The sequence below is a fragment of the Taklimakanibacter deserti genome, from assembly GCA_003574785.1.
Map to the genome: position 1 here is coordinate 40,974 of QORU01000009.1, position 22,850 is coordinate 63,823.

The following is a 22,850-nucleotide window of genomic DNA, read 5'->3' on the forward strand; positions in this document are numbered from 1 at the left end:
TAATACCTTATGGGAAGTGCGAAGATTTTATTGGACATATGGTAGTATTTTGGTATTGTCCGCCTCCATAAAATAAACATTCAGGTTGTGGGCGGAATGAGTTTCACGGAGAGCGTCAGCGGGTCGTCGCGCGGCCTTGATCAATGGGACGATGCGCAGATTCTGAGCCTTCTGGCCGAGGGCCAGGCGCGGGCCGTCGCTTCCGTCAAAGAGGCGCTGCCGGCCGTGGCCAAGGCGGCTGAAGCCCTGGCCCAGGGCCTCGCCCAAGGCGGACGCATCGTCTATGCCGGTGCCGGCAGCTCCATCAATATCGCGGTCCAGGACGGCGCCGAACTGCCCTCGACCTTCGGGCTCGAAAGATCGCGCATCGCTTTCGTGATCGCGGGCGGCGAGGCCTCGCTCTTCGACATCGATGCGAAGGCCGAGGACGACACCGAGGCGGCGCTCGCCGGCATCGCCGCGCTCGCGCTCACACCTGCCGATACCGTGATCGCGCTCTCCGCCTCGGGAGCGACGCCCTTCACGCTCATCGCCGCCCGCGCCGCCAAGGCGGCGAAGGCCACTGTCATCGCCATCGCCAACAATCCCAAGACCCCGCTGCTCGCGGTCGCCGATCATGCGATCCTGCTCGCGACCGGGCCGGAGGTCATCGTCGGCTCGACGCGCATGGGCGCCGGCACGGCGCAGAAATGCGCGCTGGGGCTCATCTCGACGCTCGCCCATATCAAGCTCGGGGCGATCTATGACGGCTGGATGATCCGGCTCCAGGCCGACAATGCGAAATTGCGCAAGCGCGCCGAGCGCATGGTCGCCGACATCGCCAAGGTCGATGAAGCCGCCGCCGGCAAGGCGCTGGCCGAGACCGACGGCCATGTGGCGCCGGCGGCGCTCATCTGCGCCGGCGCCAAGGACGTCGCCGCCGCGGAGGCGCTGCTCGCCAAGACAAACGGAAATCTGCGGCTCGCGCTCGAACATCTGGCGGGATTTAGGTAACGCCGCTCACCCGCGGCACAGGGAGAAGAGGAAGGAGAATACCATGATGACATCTGGTTTGAAGAGGCTGTTTTTGGCCGCGACCGCGCTCGCCGGCATGGCGAGCGCAACGCTCGCCGGCTCGCTCACCATCGAGAGCTGGCGCAATGACGATGCGACGATCTGGAAGGACAAGATCATCCCGGCCTTCAATGCGAAGCACCCGGACATCCAGGTGACCTTCTCGCCCTCGCCGCCAGCCGAATACAATGCCAGCCTCAATGCCAAGCTCGAAGGCGGCACGGCGGGCGACATCATCACCTGCCGGCCTTTCGATGCCTCGCTCGATCTCTTCACCAAGGGCCATCTCGTCTCCCTCAACGACCTCAAGGGCATGGACGGCTTCTCGGATGTCGCCAAGAGCGCCTGGCAGACCGATGACGGCAAGACGACCTTCTGCCTGCCCATGGGCTCGGTCATCCACGGCTTCATCTACAACAAGGAAGCCTTCGAGAAGCTCGGGCTTTCGGTGCCCAAGACCGAGGAAGAGTTCTTCGCCGTTCTCGACAAGATCAAGGCCGACGGCACCTATGTGCCGATCGATCTCGGCACCGCCGACCAGTGGGAAGCCGCCACCATGGGCTTCCAGAATATCGGGCCCAATTACTGGAAGGGCGAGGAAGGCCGCCAGAAGCTGATCAAGGGCGAGGCGAAGCTCACCGATCCCGAATATGTCGAGACCTTCAGAACGCTCGCCAAATGGGCGCCCTATATGGGTGACGGCTATCAGGCGCAGAAATATCCCGACAGCCAGAACCTGTTCACCCTCGGCAAGGCGGCGATCTATCCGGCGGGCTCGTGGGACATCGCCACCTTCCGCGCCCAGGCGGATTTCCCGTTCGGGGCATTCAAGCCGCCGCTGCCCAAGGGGGCGAGCGAATGCTACATCTCCGACCACACGGATATCGGCATCGGCATCAATGCCAAGTCGGCCAACCAGGCCGACGCCAAGGTGTTCCTCGAATGGGTCGCCTCGGACGAATTCGCCAATATCTTCGCCAATGAGCTGCCGGGCTTCTATCCGCTCTCCAATGCGAAGGTCACGATCAAGGACGACGTGGCGCAGGAATTCGTCAACTGGCGGGGCGAGTGCAAGCCGACGATCCGCAATTCCTACCAGATCCTGTCGCGCGGCACGCCCAATCTCGAAAACGAGATGTGGAACGTCTCGGCTCAGGTGCTGAACGGCAAGCTCTCGCCCGAGGACGCCGCCAAGCAGCTCGAGGACGGGCTGGCGAAGTGGTATGCGCCGCATCAGAAATAGAGCAGAATGACCGGGGGCGCCGCGCTTCATGAGGCGCGGCGCCTTTTTCATGGGGTTTGAGGGCATGGCAGAAGGAGCAGGATCGCGCGGCAGCGATGTGATCGGCACATCGCGGGCTTCCTATGCCCTGATGCTGCTGTTCTTCTTAGGTCCCGCGGTCGCGATCTATACGCTCTTCTCCATCTATCCCTTGATCGCGACGATCGTGCTGTCGACCTTCGATGCGGGCCAAGGCGGGGTGAAGAGCTTCATCGGCCTCGACAATTTCCGCACGCTGCTGTTCGATCCTCTGTGGTCGAAGCCGTTCTGGAACGCGCTTCTCAACAACTGCATCTTCTTTCTCATTCATATGCTGGTGCAGAATCCGATCGGCATCGCGCTGGCGGCACTCCTGAGCTTGCCGAAGCTTCCCTTCCGCACCGGCTATCGCACCCTCATCTTCATGCCGACCATGCTGTCGGTGGTCATCATCGGCTTCATCTGGCAGCTCATCCTGTCGCCGCTGTGGGGCATCTCGAAAGGCTTCCTCGGCTTCTTCGGTCTCGGAGCGCTGTTCGCGCCCTGGCTTGGCCAGGAAGAGAGCGCGCTCGTCACCTTGTCGCTCATCTCGGTATGGCAGTTCATCGGCATGCCGATGATCCTGATCTACACGGCGCTGCTCGCCATCCCCGACGATCTGACCGATGCCGCGACCGTCGACGGGCTCAACCAGATCCGCACCTTCTTCTATGTGAAGCTGCCCTTGATCCTGCCCACCATCGGCCTCGTCTCGATCCTGACCTTCGTCGGCAACTTCAACGCCTTCGACCTCATCTATGCGGTAAAAGGCGCGCTCGCCGGGCCCAATTTTGCTTCCGACATCATGGGCACGCTGTTCTATCGCACCTTCTTCGGCTACCAGCTCCAGGTCGGCGATCCCGCCATGGGCTCGGCGGTGGCGACCCTCATGTTCATCATCATCCTGGTCGGCGTGATGATCTATCTCTTCGTCATCCAGCGGCGCATCCAGCGCTACAGCTTCTGAAGGAGGGGAAGATGCGGCGCAAACTCGGTCCCGTTGCCGTCCATCTGGTGCTCGGCGCCTATACGCTGCTGGCGATCTTCCCGATCCTGCTGGTGCTCTACAACTCGTTCAAGTCGCGCAAGGCGATCTTCGGCTCGCCCTTGGCGCTGCCGGGGCCGGAAAGCTTCTCGCTGATCGGCTATCAGAAGGTGTTCGCCGATTCGGCCGTGCCGCTCTATTACTTCAACAGCATCTCGGTCACCGTCACCACCATCTTCATCACGCTCATCATCGGCGCGATGGCGGCCTGGGCGCTCACCGAATACCGCTTCCGCTGGAGCACGCTGCTCGGCATCTATCTCGCTATCGGAATCATGGTGCCGATCAGGCTCGGCAGCGTGTCGATCCTCAAGCTCGTCGCCGACATGAACCTGGTCAACACGCGCACCGCGCTGATCCTCGTCTATACGGCGCAGAGCCTGCCGCTCGCCATCTTCATCTTGTCGGAATTCATCGCCCAGATCCCCAAGGATCTGCGCGAGGCGGCGCGCTGCGACGGGGTCAGCGAATACACCATCTTCTTCCGCATCATCCTGCCGCTCATCCGCCCGGCGATGGCGACGGTCGCCGTCTTCACCATGATCCCGATCTGGAACGATCTGTGGTTCCCGCTGCTGCTGTCGCCGGGCGGCGGCAAGCAGACGATCACGCTCGGCATCCAGCAGTTCATCGGCCAGTATGTCACCGACTGGAACGCGGTGCTGGCGGCGCTGTCGGTGGCGATCATCCCGGTGCTCATCCTCTACGCGCTCTTCTCGCGTCAGCTCATTCGCGGCCTGACGTCGGGCGCGGTCAAGTAACGAGGCCTCCATGGCGGAAGTCAAGATCGACAATCTCAACAAATCCTTCGGCAGCGTCGAGGTGCTGAAGGACATCGACCTCACCATCGCAGACGGCAGCTTCGTGGTGCTGGTCGGGCCGTCGGGATGCGGGAAGTCGACGCTTCTGCGCACCATCGCCGGGCTCGAGACGGTGTCGGGCGGCGAGATCAGGATCGGCGATAAAAAGGTCAATGATCTAGCACCCGCGGCGCGCGAGATCGCCATGGTGTTCCAGTCCTATGCGCTCTATCCACATATGGACGTCTATGGCAACATGGCCTTCGGGCTCAAATTTGCCGGCACCCCCAAGGCGGAGATCGACCGGCGGGTCGGCGAGGCGGCGCGCATCCTCAAACTCGAGGCGCTGATGAAGAGGCGGCCGCGCGAATTGTCGGGCGGCCAGCGCCAGCGCGTCGCCATCGGCCGCGCCATCGTACGCGAGCCCAAGGTCTTCCTGTTCGACGAGCCGCTGTCCAATCTCGATGCGGCGCTCAGGGTCAATACCCGCATCGAGATCGCCAAGCTGCACAAGATGCTGAAGGCGACCATCGTCTATGTGACGCATGACCAGGTCGAGGCCATGACGCTCGCCGACAAGATCGTGGTCATGAACAAGGGCCGGATCGAGCAGGCGGGCAAGCCGCTCGATCTCTATTACAAGCCGGCCAATATGTTCGTTGCGGGCTTCATCGGCTCGCCGGCGATGAATTTCATCGAGGGCGAGGTCGGCGATGTGACGGAGAAGGGCTATTCGGTCAGGCTCGCCGACGCGACCAGCGTCAGCTTTACCGGCAATGGCGTCGGGAAAGGCCGTAAGGTGACTTTGGGCGTGCGCCCCGAGCATCTCGCGGTCGGCGGCACGGGCGATCTCAAGCTCGAAGGCCGCATCGACATCGTTGAAAGGCTGGGCGAGACCGGCTATGCGCATGTCTCGACCGGATCGGGCAAGCCGATCATCGCCGAGGTGAGGGGCGGTGCGACCGGCGAGCCGGGCCAGGCCGTGACGCTCACCGCCACGCTCGGCCATACACATCTCTTCGATGAAGCGGGGCAGCGCATCGGCTGACGCAGGCCCGCGCAGGAAAAGAGCGAGGCTTCCTTGTCTGATCACAAAGGCCGCATCATCCTGGTGACCGGCGCTTCGCGCGGCATCGGCCGGGCCGCCTTCCAGGCCCTGGCCCGCGCCGGCGCCCATGTCATAGCGACCGCGCGCAGCCTCGAAGCGCTTCGCGGATTCGATTCGGAAGCGAAATCATTGGGCGGCGAAGCCACTCTGGCGGCATGCGAAATGGGCTCGGCCGGCGATATCGACCGTCTTTGCGAATCGATTCGGAACCGTTTCGATCGCCTCGACGGACTTTTCGGCAATGCCGGCATCCTGGGGCCCAAGCGGGCGGTGGGCGATCTCCCGCCGGCCGAATTCGAAGCGGCGCTCACCATCAACCTCACCGGCAATTTCCGGCTGCTGCACCGGCTCGATCCGCTGCTCAAGGCGAGCCCTGGCGGGCGCGCCCTGTTCGTCACCTCGGGCGTGGCCTGGAAGCGCCATGCCGGCTGGTCGCCTTATGCGGTGAGCAAGGCGGCGCTCGAAGCCCTGGTCGGCGTCTATGCGCATGAGATCGCGGACACGGCGGTGAGGGCCAATCTGATCAGCCCGGGACCGATCCGCACCGAATTGCGGGTCGAGGCCTGGCCAGACGAAGATCCCGATAGCGTGCCTTTGCCCGAGGCGCTGGCGCCCGCGATCCTCACCATGCTCAGCCCCGGTTTCGACCAAAACGGCGTGATCTTCGATTTCAAGACCGGGCTCTATACACGCTGCCAGCCTCCGGCCTAGCCATCATGCCAGCGTCTGCCATCTTGATGGCAGATCTCTCATCGCTTATATTGGATCTGGATAGGAGGCCCAGATGGCAGAACCCCAACTTTCCGTCCGTAGCGCCAGAGCGCGCGATCTCGCTCACCGACTGGCTCGTCGGGAGAACCGCTCGATCGCGGATATCGTCGAGCGGGCTCTGGAAGCTTATGAGATTCGTGAGGCCGGTCGGGAGCCGGCCGCATCTTTTTATGCTCGTCTTGCTGCCGAGAGCGACGCTGACGACATCGACCTTGAGGCCGTGATCAAGGAAAACCGGAAGAAACATTCGGGCATAGACCTTTGATCTTCCTCGACACGAATGTCGTTTCCGAGACCCTAAGGAAGCAGCCGAATGAAGCCGTTATAGCCTGGCTTGCTCGCCATGATGGCGAACTCGCGCTTCCCACCGTGACGATCGCTGAGATCGCGTTTGGTATTCAGAAAATACGACCCGATCAGCGTGCACTTAGGCTGGAGCGAAGTTTATCCGAATGGCGGCATCGCTTCGCATCTCGCATCTTCGGACTGACGGAGGATGCGGCGCTAGCCTACGGGGAAATCATGGGCACCGCGACAAGGCAAGGACGCCCCATGTCTGCACCCGACGGTATGATTGCCGCAATCGCTCGCGTGAACGGTGGGCGTCTCGCGACCCGCAATTTGACGGACTTTGAGACAACGAGTCTAGATCTCATATCTCCTTGGGATTTCTAAGTATTCTCTAATTCTCACGCCTTCTCTCGTCATGCGCTTGATGCGCTGCAGCGACGAATTTCATTGACTCGTGTCCGAGATTGAAAAATATTGCAGCCAACGAAAAAAATTGCAAACGGATGGGAGCGTTGGACCAGCCACGGTCAAATCTCACTCTCGATGAGGAATCGACCCTCGCGGCGCGCGCCGCCTGGCTCTATTTTGCCGGCGGCCAGACCCAGGGCGAGATCGCCGAGAAGCTCCATATCCCCAACACGAAGGCGCATCGGCTCATCGCGCGCGCCAGCCGTGACGGCCTCATCCGCGTCTTTGTCGAAGGGCCGATCGCCGGCTGCGTCGGGCTCGAAGAACAGCTCAAAAAACAATTCGGCCTCGGTCATTGCGAGGTCGTGCCCAATATCGATGAAGGCGCCTTGCCCTTGCGCACGCTCGGCATGGCGGGGGCGCGCTATTTGCGCAACGTCATCGACCGCGCGCTGCACAAGACCATTGGCGTCGGCCATGGCCGCACCCTTGCCGCGGCGATCGATTTCCTGCCCAGCTCGCCCGCACCGCAGGTCAAATTCGTCTCGCTGCTCGGCGGCCTCACGCGACGCTTCGCCGCCAATCCATATGACGTGATCCATCGCCTGTCGGAGCGCACGGGCTCGGAAGCCTATCTTCTCCCGGTGCCGTTCTTCGCCAACAGCGTCCAGGACAAAGCCGTGCTGCTGTCGCAATTCGGCATCGCCGACGTCGTGGCGCTGGCGCGCGAGGCGAGCCTGCATCTGGTCGGCATCGGCGAGGTCGACAATCAGGGCTTCATCACCTCCGCCGGCATGATCGCGCCCAAGGAGATCGAAGAGGTGGCGCGTGCCGGCGCGCTCGGCGAAGTGCTGGGCTCGTTCTTCGACGACAATGGCAGGCGCGTGCCGAACGATCTCTCCGACCGCGCACTCGCTCCCGATATCGAGACGTTGCGCGGGCGCGAGATGGTCGCCATCGCCGGCGGCCGCAACAAGATGAAAGCCATTCGCGCGGTGCTGAGAAGCGGTCTCCTGACCGGCCTCATCACCGACGAATCGACCGCCCGGCAATTGACGGGGGAGGAAGCGGGCGCAGAACCCGGCAACAAGAACGGCGCCAAGACCGCAACTGCCTGACGACTATCCAACCAACGGAGGAAAATGGGAATGTACGAGAAAGAAAAAGGGCTGTTCGACGCTTTCGTCGCCGGCAAGCTCTCGCGGCGCGAATTGCTCAGCACTTCGGCCAAGCTCGGAATTTCAGCCGCCGCCGGCGGCATGCTGCTGACAGCCGCGCAATCGCGCGCCATGGCGGCGGATTTCGACTGGATGGCCCATAAGGGCACGAAGCTGAAACTCCTGCTCAACAAGCATCCTTACGCCGATGCGATGATCGCCAATCTGCAGACCTTCAAGGACATGACCGGCATGGACGTCACCTATGACGTCTTCCCGGAGGACGTCTATTTCGACAAGGTGACGGCAGCGCTCTCCTCGAGCTCGAGCGAATATGATGCCTTCATGACCGGCGCCTATATGACCTGGACCTATGGTCCCGCCGGCTGGATCGCCGATCTCAACGAATATATCAAGGACCCGGCGAAGACGAACCCCAACTACAATTGGGACGACGTGCTGCCGGGCTTGCGTGCGTCGACCGCCTGGAACGGCGTGCCGGGCGGCGAGCTTGGCTCGGCCGATGCCAAGCAGTGGTGCATCCCTTGGGGCTATGAGCTCAACAACCTCTCCTACAATGTGAAGATGTTCGAGAAGGCGGGCGTCCAGCCGCCGAAGAATCTCGACGAGCTCGTTGCCACCTCGGCGAAGCTCACCAAGGACTTGGGCGGACCCTATGGCGTCGGCGTGCGCGGCTCGCGCTCCTGGGCGACGATCCATCCGGGCTTCCTGTCGGGCTATTCGAATTTCGGCCAGCGGGACTTCACCGTCGCCGACGGCAAGCTCACCGCGGCGATGAACACCGCCGAATCGAAAGCCTTCCACAAGCAATGGGTGCAGATGATCCAGGAATCGGGGCCGAAGAACTGGTCGACCTATACCTGGTATCAGGTCGGCACCGATCTCGGCGCCGGCGCTTCCGCCATGATCTTCGATGCCGACATTCTCGGCTACTTCATGAATGGCGGCGACAACAAGGAGAAGGGCAATATCGGCTATGCGCCCTTCGCCGCCAATCCGAAGGCCTCCGCGCCCACGCCCAATGTGTGGATCTGGTCGCTGGCGCTGTCGAACTTCTCAGGCCAGAAGGACGCCGCCTGGTACTTCCTGCAATGGGCGTCCTCGGTCGAGCACGACCTGTTCGGCGCGCGCAAGATGGACTTCGTCAATCCGGTCCGCGCCTCGGTGTGGAAGGACGAGGAGTTCAGAAGCCGCATCGACAAGTCCTATCCGGGCTATCTCAACCAGCACGACACGTCGGCGCCGGGGGCCAAGATCTACTTCACGGCGCAGCCCTTGTTCTTCGACCTCACCACCCAGTGGGCCGAGACACTCCAGAAGATGGTGGCCAAGCAGGTGCCGGTCGATGAAGGCCTCGACCAGCTCGCCGCCAATGTCGACAAGCAGCTGAAGGATGCCGGTCTCGGCTAGACGCTGCTTCAACCGCACAGCCCGGCCACGTCCTCCCGGCCGGGCTGTGCAACCCTTCACGATGATCTATAGTTGGATGGAGAACGGTCCAGCATCATGACCGCGGCAGCCGACCACATGACCAGACCCAAGACCTCGAGCCGGTTCCTGCGCCGCGCGCTGCCCTATCTGTTGAGCCTGCCGGCGCTCCTGGTCTGCATCGGGATCCTCATACCCTTCATCACCGCCGTCTATTATTCGCTGATGCGCTTCAGGCTCAATCTGCCGCAGCTCAAGGGCTTCATCTGGTTCGACAATTATATCAATTTCCTCAGCGACGCCGCTTTCTGGAACACGGTCAAGATCTCGCTCGTCTATGCGGGGGTCACCGTCGGCGTCGAATTGCTGCTCGGCCTCGGCATTGCGCTCCTCCTGCAGAAGCCGACCCGCTTCAACAATCTGGCCTCGATCCTGCTGCTGCTTCCCCTGATGACGGCGCCGGCGCTGGCGGCGCTGATGTGGAAGCTGATGACCAACCCGAATTTCGGCATCCTCAGCTATTTCGTGAGCCTTTTGGGCTTCAGCAATTTCAAATGGGCGTCCGATCCCTCGACCGCGCTCCTCACCGTGACGCTCGTCGATGTCTGGGTCTATACGCCCTTCATCATGATCCTGCTGCTCGCCGGCCTGCGCTCGCTGCCCAAGGCGCCGTTCGAAGCGGCAGCCCTCGACGGCGTGCCCAGGAGCTTCGTCTTCTTCCGCATCACCTTGCCGATGCTGCTCCCTTACATCATCACCGCCTCGCTGTTCCGGCTCCTCGATTCCATCCAGCAGTTCGACATCATCTATTCGATGACGCAAGGCGGGCCCGGCGACACGCTGATGGTGTTCCAGGTCCAGTCCTATCTCGAATTCTTCCAGTACACGAATGTCGGGCGCTCGGCGGCGCTGCTCATCATCCTGTGGGCGATCACCTTTCTGCTCTCCAATATCTTCATCAAGCAGTGGCTCAAACTGCGCGAACGCGCGCATGGCGGAGCGTGAAGCCATGGATCACACCTCCACATTCGAACGGGTCGTCCGCGGCATCCTCATCGCCCTGGTGATGATCTTCTTCCTGTTCCCGATCTTCTGGATCGTACTGATGTCGTTCCAGACCAACGAGACGATCCTGCGCATCCCGCCCAGCATCGTGTTCGAGCCGACGCTCTCCAACTACTCGGCCTTGATCACCGGCACGCTCAAGACCACGGCCGGCAATCTCGACATCGCTTTCATGAAGAACCTGTGGAACAGCGTGCTGCTCTCGACGCTCTCGGTGGCGCTGGCGCTCATCCTCGGCGTGCCGGCGGCCTATGCCTTCGCGCGCTTCCGCTTCCGCCTCGGCGAGGATATCGCCTTCACGCTCTTGTCCTTCCGCTTCGCGCCGCCCTTGCTCGTGCTCCTGCCGCTCACTCTCTATTTCAAGCAGCTCGGCCTCACCAACACCTATATAGGCCTGATCTGGGTCTATCAGCTCATCTGCCTGCCGCTCATCCTGTGGATCGTGCGCGGCTATTTCGAGGATATCAGCCCCGATATCGAACATGCCTACCGCATCGCCGGCAACAGCTGGTGGCAGACCTTCCGCAAGATCGCCGTGCCGCTCGCCATGCCCGGCATCGCCGCCGCCGGTCTTCTCGCTTTCATCTTCGCCTGGAACAATTTCATCTTCGCGCTCATCCTCGCTTCCGCCGACAAGCAGCCGGTGACGGTGGGGGCGCTTGCTTTCGTCACCGCATCCGGCATCCAATATGGCCAAATCGCCGCCGCCATCGTGCTGTCGATCGCGCCGACGCTGGCGCTCGCCCTCTATGCGCAGCGTTATCTGGTCGAAGGCCTGTCGCTCGGCGCGGTGAAGGGTTGATCATGCCGCATCTCGAACTCACCGCCGTCTCCAAATCCTTCAAGACCAACAAGGTCCTGGACGACATCTCGCTCAGTGCCGATGCGGGCGAGATCGTCGTCATCTTCGGCCCCTCCGGCACCGGCAAGACGGTGCTGCTCCGCCTCATCGCCGGTGTCGAGGAGCCGTCATCGGGCAAGATCCGCATCGACAACCAGGACATGGCGGATGTGGCGCCCGAGCATCGCGATGTCGGCATGGCGTTCCAGAATTTCGCGCTGTTCCCACATCTCAACGCCTTCGAGAACATCGCAAGTCCCTTGCGGGCGCGCGCGCAAGGCGAGCCCCAGGTCAAGGACGGCGTCGCGCGCGTCGCCAAGCTCCTGAAGATCGACCATGTACTGGGGCATGCGCCAAGGGAATTGTCGAACGGCCAGAAGCAGCGCACCGCCTTGGCGCGGGCGCTCGCCTCATCGCCCAAGCTCTTGCTGCTCGATGATCCCTTGCGCAATGTCGATGCCAAATTGCGCTTCGAGATGCGTCTCGAGCTGCCGCGGCTCCTGCGCCAGGCGAAATCGACCGTGCTCTATGTCACCCAGGACTACAAGGAAGCCATGGCGCTGGCCGACCGCATCGCTGTCCTCGCCGATGGCAAATTCGTCCAGGTGGCAACGCCGGAGGACATCTATCGCAAGCCGGCAACGTTGAGCGTCGCGCGTCTGTTCGGCGACCCGACGATCAATCTCGCCGAGACGACGATCGGCGATGACGGCAGCATCGCTCTCGCCGGCGAGCGCTTGGCGGTCGACCCTTCCTATGAAGCCTGGGCGGGCCGGAAGGTCATTTTCGGTGTCAGGCCGGAAGCGATCACCGTCAGGCAAGGCAACGGGACGGGACTCAAGGCGCAGGTCATGGCGGTGACGCCGCTCAATGAGCGCACCGTGCTCCTGCTCCAAACCGCGGCGGGAGCAGAGCTCCTGGCGTCGCTGCCGTCCTCGTCGACGGCGATCCCCAAGGCCGAGACCCGGGTCGAGGTCACCTTCAGTCTGAACGGAGCCCACTTGTTCGATCACGAAACAGGCGAAGCGCTGACCGGAGGAAGTGCCTGATGTCCTCCGAACTCGTGCTTCAGAATGTCGACAAGATCTATGGCTCGGGCGCCGTGCATGCGGTCAAGGATCTGAGCTTTTCGGTGAAGCCGGGCGAGATCACCGCACTCCTCGGCTCCTCCGGCTGCGGCAAGACCTCCACTTTACGCATGATCGCCGGTTTCGAGACGGTGACGCGAGGCTCGATCGCGCTCGACGGCAAGCTCATCCATGCGCTGCCCCCGGCGCAGCGCCAGGTCGCCATGGCCTTCGAGACCTATTCGCTCTATCCGCCGCTCACCATCGCCGAGAATATTTCCTTTGCGCTCAAGGCCCAGAGGCTCGCAGCCCCAGATGTCGGCAAGCGGGTGAAGGACATGGCCGAGCTCCTCGAAATCGGCGATGTGCTCAACAAATATCCAAGCTCGGTCTCGGGCGGCCAGCAGCAGAGGGCCAGCCTCGGCCGCGCGCTGGTGCGCAAGGCCGGGCTCTATCTCCTCGATGAGCCGATGGGGCAGCTCGAACCGCAATTGCGCGCCGTCCTGCGCGGGCGCATCAAGCATTATCTGCGCGAGCACAATTGCACGACCATCCTGGTGACGCATGACCAGACCGAGGCCAATGCGCTGGCCGACCGCATCGCCGTCATGGAAGGCGGCGTGCTGCAGCAATATGCGACGCCCGCCGAGCTCAAGGTCCGGCCCGCCAATCTCTTCGTCGGCACCTTCATCGGCGAGCCGCCGATGAATGTCTTCCCGGTCCGGATGAAGGATGACGGCGACAGGATCGCCTTCACGATCGAAGGCGGCGAGGGCCAGAGCCTCGTCTACAAGGCGGCCGATTTTTCCGACCCGCTGCGCCAGCGCCTGAAGCGGGAGCCTTCGCTCATGCTCGGCGTGCGGCCGCATGCGGTGCATATTGGCGGACAGGGCCTGAAAGCCCGCGTGGTGACCTGCCAGTGGCTCGGCGACCAGACCCATATCGCCGCCGAGATCGCCGGGCGCACCGTCGTCTCGGTCTCGCATGAGCAGATCGCTGCCCCGCCCGGCAGCGAGGTGTTCCTCAGCATCGCGCCACAGGAACTCCATGTCTTCACCTCCGGCGATGGTGCCGCGATCGCCCATGGGGCCGCGCTCGCATGACGGCCGATATCCTCATCGGCATCGATGCCGGGACGTCGGTGATCAAATCCGTCGCCTTTTCGGCCGCGGGCGAGCAGCTTGCGGTGACCGCCATTGCCAACAGCTATGCGACGCTCAAGAATGGCGGGGTCGAGCAGGACATGGCGCGCACCTGGAGAGACGCTGCCCAAACTCTACGCGAGCTCGCTGACAAGATCGACAATCTCAATAATCGCGTGATCGCCATTGCCGTCACCGGCCAGGGCGACGGCATGTGGCTGATCGACAAGGAGGGTGAGCCCGTAGCGCCCGCCTGGCTGTGGCTCGATTCGCGCGCCGCATCGATCGCCGAGGAATTCACCCGTTCCCCATCCTACGCGGCGCATTATGAGCGCACCGGCACGGGTGTGAATGCCTGTCAGCAGAATGTCCAGCTCGCCTGGCTCAATCGCCATGCGCCGGAGGTGCTCGCCCGCGCGCACTCATCGCATCACTGCAAGGACTGGCTCTATTTCAAGCTCACGGGCGAGCGCGTCTCAGATCCCTCGGAAGCCAATTTCACCTTTGGCGACTACCGAACCCGCAAATATGCGCCCGATATTCTCGATGCGCTCGACGCTCCGGAAGCCAAGCGGCTCTTGCCTGAGATCGTCGACGGCACCGAGCAGTCGCATGGGCTGAGCCTCGCGGCCGCTACAGCCACGGGCCTCGCCGCCGGCACGCCCGTCATTCTGGGCTTCGTCGATGTCGTCTGCACCGGGCTCGGCGGCGGCCTGTTCGACCGCGAGGGCCGGGTCGGCTGCTCGATCGCGGGCTCGACCGGCATGCATATGCGGCTCGCGCCCTCGGCCGCCAAGGTGAAGCTCAACCCCGAGCGCACCGGCTACACCATGGCCTTCCCGGCGCCCAATATGCTGGCGCAGATGCAGTCCAACATGGCGTCCACTCTCAATATCGACTGGCTTCTCGATGTCGGGCGCGATGTGCTCAAAGCCCAGGGCATCGAGCGCTCGCGCAAGGATCTGCTCGACGGGCTCGACGATACGATCCTGGCGCGGCCGGGCGGGCAGCTCATCTACCATCCTTATATCTCGCAAGCGGGCGAGCGCGGCCCGTTCCTCGATGCGGCGGCACGGGCGCAATTCACCGGGCTCGAGGCCGGCATGGGCTATGCCGATCTCATGCGCGCCGTGTTCGAAGGCCTGAGCTTCGCCGCGCGGGACTGCTACACGGCAATGGGGCCGTTGCCCAGCGACATCCGGCTCACCGGCGGCGGGGCACGTTCCAAAGCGCTGCGGCTGCTCTTCGCCAGCGCCCTCAAGGCGCCGGTGCGCAGCGTATTGCGCGAGGAGGCCGGGGCCGCAGGTGCTGCGATGATCGCCGCCGTCCAGCAGAAGGTCTTTCCCAGCATGGACGATTGCGCCCGCATATGGGTCGATCCGGTGCTCGGGCCCGAGACGAAGCCCGATGCGGGACTGACGCAACTCTTCGACACGACATTCCCGGTCTATCAGGAGACCCGGGAGCAGATGCGCGGCGTCTGGCGCGCGCTCCAGGCTTCAAGGCAAGGTGCTCATGCGTAAATTGGTGATCATTGGCGACCATTTCATGCGGTCCGACATGTTCGAGAAGGCGATCCGGGAGAAATGCCCTAGGCTTGAGCTCGACATCAGCGCCCATGATCTCGCCTGGCCCGATGAGCCGATGGAGCACGGCTATGCCAAGACCGGCATGGCGGGCCTCAAGGAATATATGGGTACGGAAGAGGGGACGGTCGCCCTGATCGACGGCGCCGAGATCCTGGTGACGCATCTGGCGCCCTTGTCGGCATCGATCATGGACCAGTGCCCCAAGCTCAAATTCGTTGCCGTGTCGCGCGGCGGCCCGGTCAATATCGACATGGAAGCGGCGAAGAAGCGCGGCGTCACGGTCGTCAACACGCCGGGCCGCAACGCCTCGGCGGTCGCCGAATTCACCATCGGCGCCATCCTCGCCGAGACGCGGCTCATTACCAGGGGGCACGACGCTCTGCGCCAGGGCCTATGGCGCGGCGACCTCTACCGCGCCGACCGCACCGGCGAGGAGCTTTCCGAAATGACGGTCGGCGTCATCGGCTATGGCGAGATCGGCACGCGCGTGGTGCGCCTTCTCAAGGTCTTCGGCTGCCGCATCCTGGTGGCCGATCCCTATATCCAGCTCTCAGCCGCCGATCTTGCCGATGGCGTGGAGCAGGTCTCGCTCGAAAAGCTGCTGGCTGAGTCCGATGTCGTCACCTTGCATCCGCGCGTGACCAAGGAGACGGAAAAGCTCATCAATGCCGAAACCCTCGGGCAGATGAAGTCCTCCGCCATCCTCATCAACACGGCGCGCGGACCCTTGGTCGATTATGACGCGCTCTATGAAGCGCTATTCCACAAGCGCATCAGGAGCGCCATGCTCGAGACCTTTGCCATCGAGCCCGTGCCGCCCGACTGGCCGCTGCTCAAGCTCGAGAACGTGACGCTCACCCCGCATATCGCCGGCGCGTCGGTCAAGACCGTCACCTATGCGGCAGGGCTCGCGGCGGAAGAGGTCAGGCGCTATCTCGCGGGTGAGCCGCCCGTCAACCGGTGCTGAGGCCATGGCGAAGCGGGGCCCGGTCGATCTCCTGGTCATTGGCGGCGGCATCAATGGCGCCGGCATCGCCCGCGATGCCGCTGGCCGCGGCCTCTCGGTCGTGCTCGCCGAGAAGGACGACCTCGCGCAAGGGACGAGCTCGCGCTCGGGCAAATATATCCATGGCGGCCTGCGCTATCTCGAATATTACGAATTCCGCCTGGTGCGTGAGGCCCTGACCGAGCGCGAGGTGCTGCTCAGGGCGGCACCCCATATCATCTGGCCGATGCGGCTCGTGCTGCCGCATTCGCCCGAGCAGCGGCCCGCCTGGCTCATCAGGCTCGGGCTCTTTCTTTACGACCATCTGGGAAAGCGCGAGCTGCTGCCGGGCTCGCGGCGCGTCGATCTCGCGCGGGGTCCGGAAGGCCGCATCATCAGGCCGGAGTTCAAGACCGGCTTCGAATATTCCGATTGCTGGGTCGATGACGCAAGGCTCGTCGTCCTCAATGCCATCGACGCCCGCGACCGGGGGGCGGAGGTCCTGACCCGCATGGCGGCCGTGTCGGCGCGGCGCGAGAACGGGCTGTGGCAGGTCGATTTGAAGGGCGCCGAAGGATCGCGGCGCGTCGAGGCGCGTGTCGTGGTCAATGCGGCCGGCCCCTGGGTCCAGGACGTGCTCACCCGCATCTCGGGCGTCAATTCCAACCGCCGCATCCGCCTCGTCAAGGGCAGCCATATCGTGGTGCCGAAATTCTGGGACGGACCTCATGCCTATTTGTTCCAGAACCACGACAAGCGCGTGATCTTCGTCAATCCCTATCAGGACAATCTCTGTCTCATCGGCACGACCGATATTCCCTATGAGGGCAAGGCGGAAGACGTCGCGATCGACGACAATGAGATCGATTATCTCCTGGCGGTGGTCAATCGCTATTGCACGCGCGAGCTCAAGCGCACCGACATCGTCCAGGCTTTTTCCGGCGTGCGCCCGCTCTATGACGACAATGCCGCCAATCCTTCCGCCGTCACGCGCGATTATGTCTTCGACATCGATGGCGGCGACGGGCGGCCGCCGCTGCTTTCAGTCTTCGGCGGCAAGATCACCACCTACCGCAAGCTTGCCGAGCATGCGCTCGAGAAGCTCAAGCCCTATTTCCCGCAAATGACCGGAGACTGGACAAGCGCCGCACACCTGCCTGGCGGCGATCTCAAGGGCGCCAAGAGTTTTGCGGATTTCATTGCCCTGTTGGAGAAGCACTATCCCTGGATCAGCGCTCCCTTGGCGCAGCACTATGCCCGGCTCTATGGCGGCATGGCCTTCGATCTTCTCCACGGCGCGCGATCGCTCACCGATCTCGGCCGGCATTTCGGCGCCTTGCTCTACGAGCGGGAGATCTCCTATTTGCGCGAGGCGGAATGGGCGCAGACGGCGGAAGATATTTTGGAACGGCGCACCAAGCATGGGCTTCACTTGAAGCCCGATGAAGCCACGGCCGTCCGCAACTATCTCAAAGGTTGGAACGATGCGTGAAATGTCGGCGCTGAAGGCGCTCTCGGCCAGGGTCGGCGCCGATCCGTTGCTGGTCCAGGCCGCGGGCGGCAATACGTCGCTCAAGCAGGACGGCGTCATGTGGATCAAAGCCTCGGGCACCTGGCTTCAGCATGCGCTGGCCCGCGACATCTTCGTTCCCGTCGCCCTCGATCCGTTGCTCGCGGCACTTGGACGCGACGATCCGGCCTGCGAGACCTGCGCCGATTTCGTCCGCGGTGACCTGAACAGTCTGGGCTTGCGGCCCTCGATCGAGACGACGGTGCATGCGAGCTTGGCGCAAAGGATCGTGGTGCATGTCCATTGCATCGCCACGATCTCGCTCGCGGTGCGCGCGGATGCCGAAGCCATCCTCGCGCCGATGCTCGCGGGCTTTCGCTGGGCCTTCGTGCCCTACCACCGGCCGGGCCTGCCGCTCGCCCGCGAGATCCGCAAGAGGCTCAAGCCCGACACGGATGTGCTCATTCTCTGCAATCATGGGCTGGTCGTGGCCGCGGAAACGGTCGCCGAAGCGGAAGAGCTCCTGGACCGGGTCGTCAAAGCCTTGACCCGGCCGGCGCGTCCAATGCGTGCCGGGCCCGAGCCCCGCCTGGCAAGCCTCGCCCAGGGCAGCGCCTATGTCCCCTCGCCCGATCCCGGCGTGCATTCTCTGGCGCTCGACCCGGTGAGCCTTGCCCAGGCGCGAAAGGGGACGCTCTATCCCGACCATATCGTCTTCCTGGGCGCCGGCATCGCCGTCGCCGAGCCCGGCGAAGCGCCAGGGACTGCCGCGCGGCGCATCGGCTTGACCGGCCGCCCGGAGCCCAAGCTCATCGTGGTGCCAGGCGAGGGCGTGTTTCTGCCTCAGGACGCGACGCCCGCGATCCATGCCATGGCGCGCTGCCTGGCCGATGTGGCGGTGAGGCTTGCCGCCGATGATCCCATCCGCATCCTGACGCGTGAAGACGAGCTCGCTCTCGTCAACTGGGACGCGGAGAAATACCGGCAGTCCCTGCCTACTGCGTGATGGTGGTATGGTTCGGTTTCATGAAAGTGGCCCTGTCGGGCGCGCATCGTCGGGACATAAAGGGCCATAACCACGCAAGAGGAATTCCACGATGTCCGATGTCGTCATAAGACCCGCGCAGTCCAAGGACGAAGCGAGGTGGCGCAAGCTGTGGGCGGGCTATCTCAAATTCTACCGGGCCTCGGTGGCGGAAGAGGTGACTGCCAATACCTGGGCTCAGATCCTCGATCCCAAGAGCAAGATCGACGGCCTGGTGGCCGAGCGGGACGGCGAGGTCATCGGCATCTGCAACTATCTCTTCCATGACAGCACCTGGAGCCTGAAGCCCATTTGCTATCTTCAGGATCTCTTCGTCGACCCCGAGGCGCGGGGCGGCGGAGCAGCCAAGGCGCTGATCCTCGCCTGCGAGGACAAAGCGAAAGAGAAGGGTGCCTTCCGCGTCTATTGGCAGACCCAGGAATATAACGGCGCCGCGCGCTCGCTCTATGACACGATCACGCCGCGCTCTTCCTTCATCGTCTATCGCAAGAATATCTAGCTCGCACCCTATGATAAGGCGGGAGAGCTTTTTTCCGGTCCTGCTCGCTCTGCTGTGGGGGTTCAACTGGCCGGCGATCAAGATCGTCCTGCAGGAATTCCCGCCTTTCGTCCTGCGCGGCATCGGGCTCGGCAGCGCCAGCCTCTTGCTGCTCGCCGTCGCGCTGATGCTGCGTCGTCGCCTTCGCGTCGAGCGTGCGTCGCTTCTGCCCTTGCTCGTGGCGGGCACGCTCAATATCGCCGCCTTCAATATCTTCACGGCTTTCGCGCAACTCAGCACGACGACATCGCAGGCGGCGATCCTCACCTATACGATGCCCATCTGGTCGGTCGTGCTGGCGGCACTCATCCTGCGTGAGCCGATCGGCCGCGAGAAGGTGATGGCCGTCATCATCGGCGCGATCGGCATAGGCCTGCTCGCCATCCCGGTCTTTAAATCGGGTCAGACCTTGGGCATCATCTTGCCCATCCTCGCCGCTTTGGCCTGGGCGCTCGGCACCATCGTTCTCAAGAAATGGCCGCTCAAGGGCGATCCCATCGCTACCACCGCCTATCAGCTCATGATCGGTGCCGCGATCTCCTTGACCGGCCTCGCGATCTCGGGCGAAGCGCTGCCGCCCGCGGTTTCGGCCAAGGTGGCCGGCGCCTTTCTGTTCCACATCGTCTGTGCCACGGCCGGCGCCTATCTCCTGTGGTTCACGATCCTCTCGCGCAACGCCGCCTCGACATCGGCACTGCTCAGCTTCGCAGTCCCCGTCGTCGGCGTGCTATCGGCCATGCTCCTAGTGGGAGACCGGCCGAGCCTCACAGATATTGCGGGCTTCGCGGCTATCCTCGCCGCGCCAGCCTTGGTGCTGCGATCGAGCCTGAAGTAGCCAACTATCATGATACTGAAGCGCTTTGATGCATCCGAGCATCTCGACACTCCCGAACGGCGAGTGGCCTATATTAGTCTGGCGCTCGAGACTGGCGATATTGAGGAAATCCGCGATGCCTTGGGGCTTGTCGCCATCGCACTCTCTTTCAATCCGTCATCCCGGCGAAAGCCGGGATCCCCTGAAAAAGCGCAACCCGGGAAGCGCTGCCCGCGTGGAAAGAATTTTGTGGATCCCGGCTTTCTCCGGGATGACGGAATAGAGGGATAGCAACAGTTTTGATGAGTCCGAGTGTTAAAGTGCCGGCCGCTCAGGCCTGCCGGCCGCCGATCTCGTCGATATGGCGCAGCATGTCGGCGGGCTCGGTGAAGACGCGATAGGCGCCGGCGCGGAGCAATTCCTCCTCGCCATAGCCGCCCGATAGGAGGCCGATGCCGAGAGCGCGGGCGCGGCGCGCCGCCAGCATGTCCCAGATCGCATCGCCGACCACCGAAGCGGTGGTGATGTCGATGCCGAGGCGGTCGGCCGCCTCGATGAAGAGATCGGGATCGGGCTTGGCGAAGCGCACCTGGTCGCGCGTCACCACCACCGCCGTCTTCGGATCGACGCCCAGGGTCTTGAGCACGGGGCCGGCGGTCTCCATGCGGCCGCTGGTGGCGATGGCCCAGGGGATCTTGGCATCGCTCAGATATTTGAGCAGCGCCTGAGCGCCGGGCAAAGGCCTGACTTTCCCCGAGCGCCGGGCATAGGATTCGGCATGGATGCGGCGCATGTGATCGATGCGCTCCTTGCTCAATTCGCCGCCGATCTCCCTGAGCAGGATGTTGGCGAAGAGGCCGCCCGACATGCCGATGCGGCGATGGATGCGCCAGACCGGCAGCTCGATGCCTTCGGCGAGCAGCGCATCATGCCAGGCGAGCACGTGATCATAGACGCTGTCGACGAGCGTGCCGTCGAGATCGAACAGAAAGGCGGGTTTCGGCACAGGCATGATGAATCTCCTCAGCCCGTCTTCTCACCCCTTGGGGAGTGTCCGTCAATGCGACATCAGGACGGGACGCGTCATGTCGTCGAGCACATGGCGCGTCGCGCCGCCGAAGACGAATTCGCGCAAGCGGCTGTGGCCATAGGCGCCCATGACCAGAAGGCCGGCATCGATCTCCGCGGCGCGCTTGAGCAGCGCCTTGCCGGCGCTCTCGCCGCCGCTTTCCATCGTCCTGGCCTCGGCTTTCACCTTGTGCCGCTGCAACGTCGCCACGATGCGCCGGCCCGGCTGCTCCGGCGTCACTCTTTCTTCATTCTTGGAATCGACGCAGACGACATCGACCGCCTTCGCCGCCCGGAGCAGCGGCAGCGCGTCGAACACCGAGCGGGCGGCCTCGCGCCCGCCATTCCAGCCGATGACGATGCGGTCGAGATCGAGCTTGTGCTCGTTGCTGCGCGGCAGGACCAGAAGCGGGCGGCCGGCGCCGACCAGTATGCGCTCGATGCAGTCGAGCTCGACGCCCGAGACCTCCGAGGGGTCGGTGGCGCTGGCGATGATGATGTCGGCGGACTTGCCATGGCTGATGATCTCGTCCGAGATCAAAGGCGAGCGGCCTTCGACGGAGACGAATTCCTGCTCGAGCTTGGCTTGCTTCATGGCCGCTTCGAAGGCGTTCCGCACCTTGGGGAGATTGTTCTTGAAGAAGGTCTGATGGCCTTCGAACATCTGCGGGACGGCTTCGAAGCCGGTCGAAGGATAGATCTGCGCGGCCGGGATGGTGTAGAGGCCGCGCACGAAAGCGCCGTCGAGCGCGGCAATCCGGGCAGCTGCGGCATTCAGGGCATCGAGGCGGTTGATTTCGTTGAGGGCGACGAGAACGGTCTTGTAGGACATTGTCCTTCTCCCAGGTTGGGCACGTTCACCCCGCGCGAAGCGTGGGAACACCTCCATTAATATAGTCATTGCAATAGGAATTGCGAGCGCCAGTTGGTTCGCGGACCCCTTTGTCCGCAGCCCATTTCGCAGGTTTCAAGCTGATTTTTTAGGCGCTTAGACGGCCCCAGACGGCGCAGCCGAGGACGCGGCCCAGAGGCTTCATCTGCAGCAAAGCGACGCAGCTCGTGCTCTCTTCCGTCATCACGCTGTCCTTGGGCAACGTGAAGGTTGTGCTCTCGCCATGCCACATGCCGGCCGGCACGAGCCGGCGCACGACATTCAGATAGGTGATCTTCTGGCCGGCATTCTCGCCCTTTTCAATCTCGACGGGCATCTGCGGCGCGACCGACACGAACCAGAGGGTGGCGAGGGGGGCCGGCACGTCGGGCGGTGCGGGATCGACGGTGATCTGGAATTCGGCGTCATTGGCAAAAATGGACACCGGGATCCACATTGGCGGCGGGGTCAGCAGCGAATGCTTGATGGCTCCGATCACCGCCGCCTTCTGGCTGCCGACCACATGCGAGGCGCCGTCGATGATCATCTGCGGCGTATAGACGTCCATGTCGCCGCGCGCCTTGGCATATTTATACTGGCGCTTGGAATTTTCCGGCGCCGCCAGCGTGTCGCGCCAGCCGCGATAGTCCCAGTAATCGACATTGTAGGTCAGCGCCACGACGTCCTTCATGGCACGCACCTCTTCCATGAAGGCATCGGCGGGCGGGCAGGACGAGCAGCCTTGGCTGGTGAACAATTCGACGATCGCCGGGCGTACGGCAGCGTCGGCCTTGGCGCGGCCCACGAGGCCCGACGCCGCGGCACCGGCGGCCAGCGCCAGCACGCCCCGGCGGGTCACTTCAAGCGAGTTCTGCATCCCGGCCTATATGACGTAAACATGACACCCCATCGAGTCACGTTCAGGTGAGCCCA

General features: G+C 63.3%; 24 protein-coding genes. 21 read left to right on the forward strand and 3 right to left on the reverse strand.

Going from position 1 to position 22,850, the window contains the following annotated elements; genetic code table 11:
- Positions 1-96: 96 nt before the first annotated feature.
- The 21 genes from DS839_RS19395 (at position 97) to DS839_RS36585 (ending at position 20,269) form a co-directional block, all read left to right on the forward strand.
- Positions 97-993, forward strand: coding sequence for an N-acetylmuramic acid 6-phosphate etherase (locus DS839_RS19395; RefSeq protein WP_119272121.1), 897 nt, complete (start codon positions 97-99; stop codon positions 991-993).
- 43 nt (positions 994-1,036) lie between these two features.
- Positions 1,037-2,296: an ABC transporter substrate-binding protein gene (locus DS839_RS19400; RefSeq protein WP_119272122.1), complete on the forward strand. Its 1,260-nt coding sequence runs from the start codon at positions 1,037-1,039 to the stop codon at positions 2,294-2,296.
- Between the two features lie 130 nt (positions 2,297-2,426).
- On the forward strand, positions 2,427-3,320 hold the full coding sequence (locus DS839_RS19405; RefSeq protein WP_368911783.1) for a carbohydrate ABC transporter permease: 894 nt from the start codon (positions 2,427-2,429) through the stop codon (positions 3,318-3,320).
- Positions 3,321-3,331: 11 nt separating this feature from the next.
- Positions 3,332-4,159 carry a carbohydrate ABC transporter permease gene (locus DS839_RS19410; protein ID WP_119272123.1) on the forward strand — a complete coding sequence of 276 codons (828 nt, stop codon included), beginning with the start codon at positions 3,332-3,334 and terminating at the stop codon, positions 4,157-4,159.
- A gap of 10 nt (positions 4,160-4,169) precedes the next feature.
- Positions 4,170-5,246 carry an ABC transporter ATP-binding protein gene (locus DS839_RS19415; RefSeq protein ID WP_119272124.1) on the forward strand — a complete coding sequence of 359 codons (1,077 nt, stop codon included), beginning with the start codon at positions 4,170-4,172 and terminating at the stop codon, positions 5,244-5,246.
- A gap of 33 nt (positions 5,247-5,279) precedes the next feature.
- Positions 5,280-6,017 carry an SDR family NAD(P)-dependent oxidoreductase gene (locus DS839_RS19420; RefSeq protein ID WP_119272125.1) on the forward strand — a complete coding sequence of 246 codons (738 nt, stop codon included), beginning with the start codon at positions 5,280-5,282 and terminating at the stop codon, positions 6,015-6,017.
- Positions 6,018-6,090: 73 nt separating this feature from the next.
- Complete coding sequence (locus DS839_RS19425; RefSeq protein WP_119272126.1) at positions 6,091-6,342, forward strand: type II toxin-antitoxin system VapB family antitoxin; 252 nt, start codon at positions 6,091-6,093, stop codon at positions 6,340-6,342.
- Entirely contained in the window at positions 6,339-6,752 is a 414-nt protein-coding gene (locus tag DS839_RS19430; RefSeq protein WP_119272127.1) for a type II toxin-antitoxin system VapC family toxin, read from the forward strand. The genes DS839_RS19425 and DS839_RS19430 overlap by 4 nt, the downstream gene beginning before the upstream one ends.
- 119 nt (positions 6,753-6,871) lie before the next feature.
- Entirely contained in the window at positions 6,872-7,894 is a 1,023-nt protein-coding gene (locus tag DS839_RS19435; protein WP_119272128.1) for a sugar-binding transcriptional regulator, read from the forward strand.
- A gap of 30 nt (positions 7,895-7,924) precedes the next feature.
- Positions 7,925-9,364: an ABC transporter substrate-binding protein gene (locus DS839_RS19440; protein ID WP_119272129.1), complete on the forward strand. Its 1,440-nt coding sequence runs from the start codon at positions 7,925-7,927 to the stop codon at positions 9,362-9,364.
- Positions 9,365-9,460: 96 nt separating this feature from the next.
- A complete protein-coding gene (locus DS839_RS19445; protein ID WP_162918669.1) occupies positions 9,461-10,387 on the forward strand; it encodes a carbohydrate ABC transporter permease in 927 nt (308 codons plus the stop codon).
- A 4-nt stretch (positions 10,388-10,391) separates the two neighbouring features.
- Positions 10,392-11,249 (forward strand): carbohydrate ABC transporter permease, encoded by an 858-nt coding sequence (locus tag DS839_RS19450; RefSeq protein WP_119272381.1) that lies wholly within the window; start codon positions 10,392-10,394, stop codon positions 11,247-11,249.
- Between the two features lie 2 nt (positions 11,250-11,251).
- On the forward strand, positions 11,252-12,337 hold the full coding sequence (locus tag DS839_RS19455; protein WP_119272130.1) for an ABC transporter ATP-binding protein: 1,086 nt from the start codon (positions 11,252-11,254) through the stop codon (positions 12,335-12,337).
- Positions 12,334-13,458: an ABC transporter ATP-binding protein gene (locus DS839_RS19460; protein ID WP_162918698.1), complete on the forward strand. Its 1,125-nt coding sequence runs from the start codon at positions 12,334-12,336 to the stop codon at positions 13,456-13,458. The genes DS839_RS19455 and DS839_RS19460 overlap by 4 nt, the downstream gene beginning before the upstream one ends.
- A complete protein-coding gene (locus DS839_RS19465) occupies positions 13,455-15,020 on the forward strand; it encodes an FGGY family carbohydrate kinase (RefSeq protein WP_119272132.1) in 1,566 nt (521 codons plus the stop codon). The genes DS839_RS19460 and DS839_RS19465 overlap by 4 nt, the downstream gene beginning before the upstream one ends.
- Positions 15,013-16,053 carry a 2-hydroxyacid dehydrogenase gene (locus DS839_RS19470; RefSeq protein WP_119272133.1) on the forward strand — a complete coding sequence of 347 codons (1,041 nt, stop codon included), beginning with the start codon at positions 15,013-15,015 and terminating at the stop codon, positions 16,051-16,053. Before DS839_RS19465 ends, DS839_RS19470 begins: the two co-directional genes overlap by 8 nt.
- Before the next feature lie 4 nt (positions 16,054-16,057).
- Positions 16,058-17,563: a glycerol-3-phosphate dehydrogenase gene (locus DS839_RS19475; RefSeq protein ID WP_119272134.1), complete on the forward strand. Its 1,506-nt coding sequence runs from the start codon at positions 16,058-16,060 to the stop codon at positions 17,561-17,563.
- On the forward strand, positions 17,556-18,587 hold the full coding sequence (locus tag DS839_RS19480) for a class II aldolase/adducin family protein (RefSeq protein ID WP_119272135.1): 1,032 nt from the start codon (positions 17,556-17,558) through the stop codon (positions 18,585-18,587). Before DS839_RS19475 ends, DS839_RS19480 begins: the two co-directional genes overlap by 8 nt.
- Before the next feature lie 91 nt (positions 18,588-18,678).
- Positions 18,679-19,125 carry a GNAT family N-acetyltransferase gene (locus tag DS839_RS19485; protein ID WP_119272136.1) on the forward strand — a complete coding sequence of 149 codons (447 nt, stop codon included), beginning with the start codon at positions 18,679-18,681 and terminating at the stop codon, positions 19,123-19,125.
- Between the two features lie 10 nt (positions 19,126-19,135).
- Positions 19,136-19,999 (forward strand): DMT family transporter, encoded by an 864-nt coding sequence (locus DS839_RS19490; protein ID WP_119272137.1) that lies wholly within the window; start codon positions 19,136-19,138, stop codon positions 19,997-19,999.
- A 9-nt stretch (positions 20,000-20,008) separates the two neighbouring features.
- Positions 20,009-20,269, forward strand: a complete 261-nt coding sequence (locus DS839_RS36585; RefSeq protein WP_162918670.1) for a helix-turn-helix domain-containing transcriptional regulator — start codon at positions 20,009-20,011, stop codon at positions 20,267-20,269.
- 40 nt (positions 20,270-20,309) lie between these two features.
- Here DS839_RS36585 and DS839_RS19495 read toward each other — a convergent pair whose 3' ends face one another.
- From DS839_RS19495 to DS839_RS19505, 3 genes are all read right to left on the reverse strand, one after another.
- Positions 20,310-20,990 (reverse strand): HAD family hydrolase, encoded by a 681-nt coding sequence (locus DS839_RS19495; RefSeq protein WP_119272138.1) that lies wholly within the window; start codon positions 20,988-20,990, stop codon positions 20,310-20,312.
- Between the two features lie 45 nt (positions 20,991-21,035).
- Positions 21,036-21,878 carry a universal stress protein gene (locus DS839_RS19500; RefSeq protein ID WP_162918671.1) on the reverse strand — a complete coding sequence of 281 codons (843 nt, stop codon included), beginning with the start codon at positions 21,876-21,878 and terminating at the stop codon, positions 21,036-21,038.
- A 148-nt stretch (positions 21,879-22,026) separates the two neighbouring features.
- The gene (locus DS839_RS19505; protein ID WP_119272140.1) at positions 22,027-22,794 is read right to left on the reverse strand and encodes a DUF1223 domain-containing protein; all 768 of its coding nucleotides are present in this window, start codon (positions 22,792-22,794) and stop codon (positions 22,027-22,029) included.
- Positions 22,795-22,850: the final 56 nt, after the last annotated feature.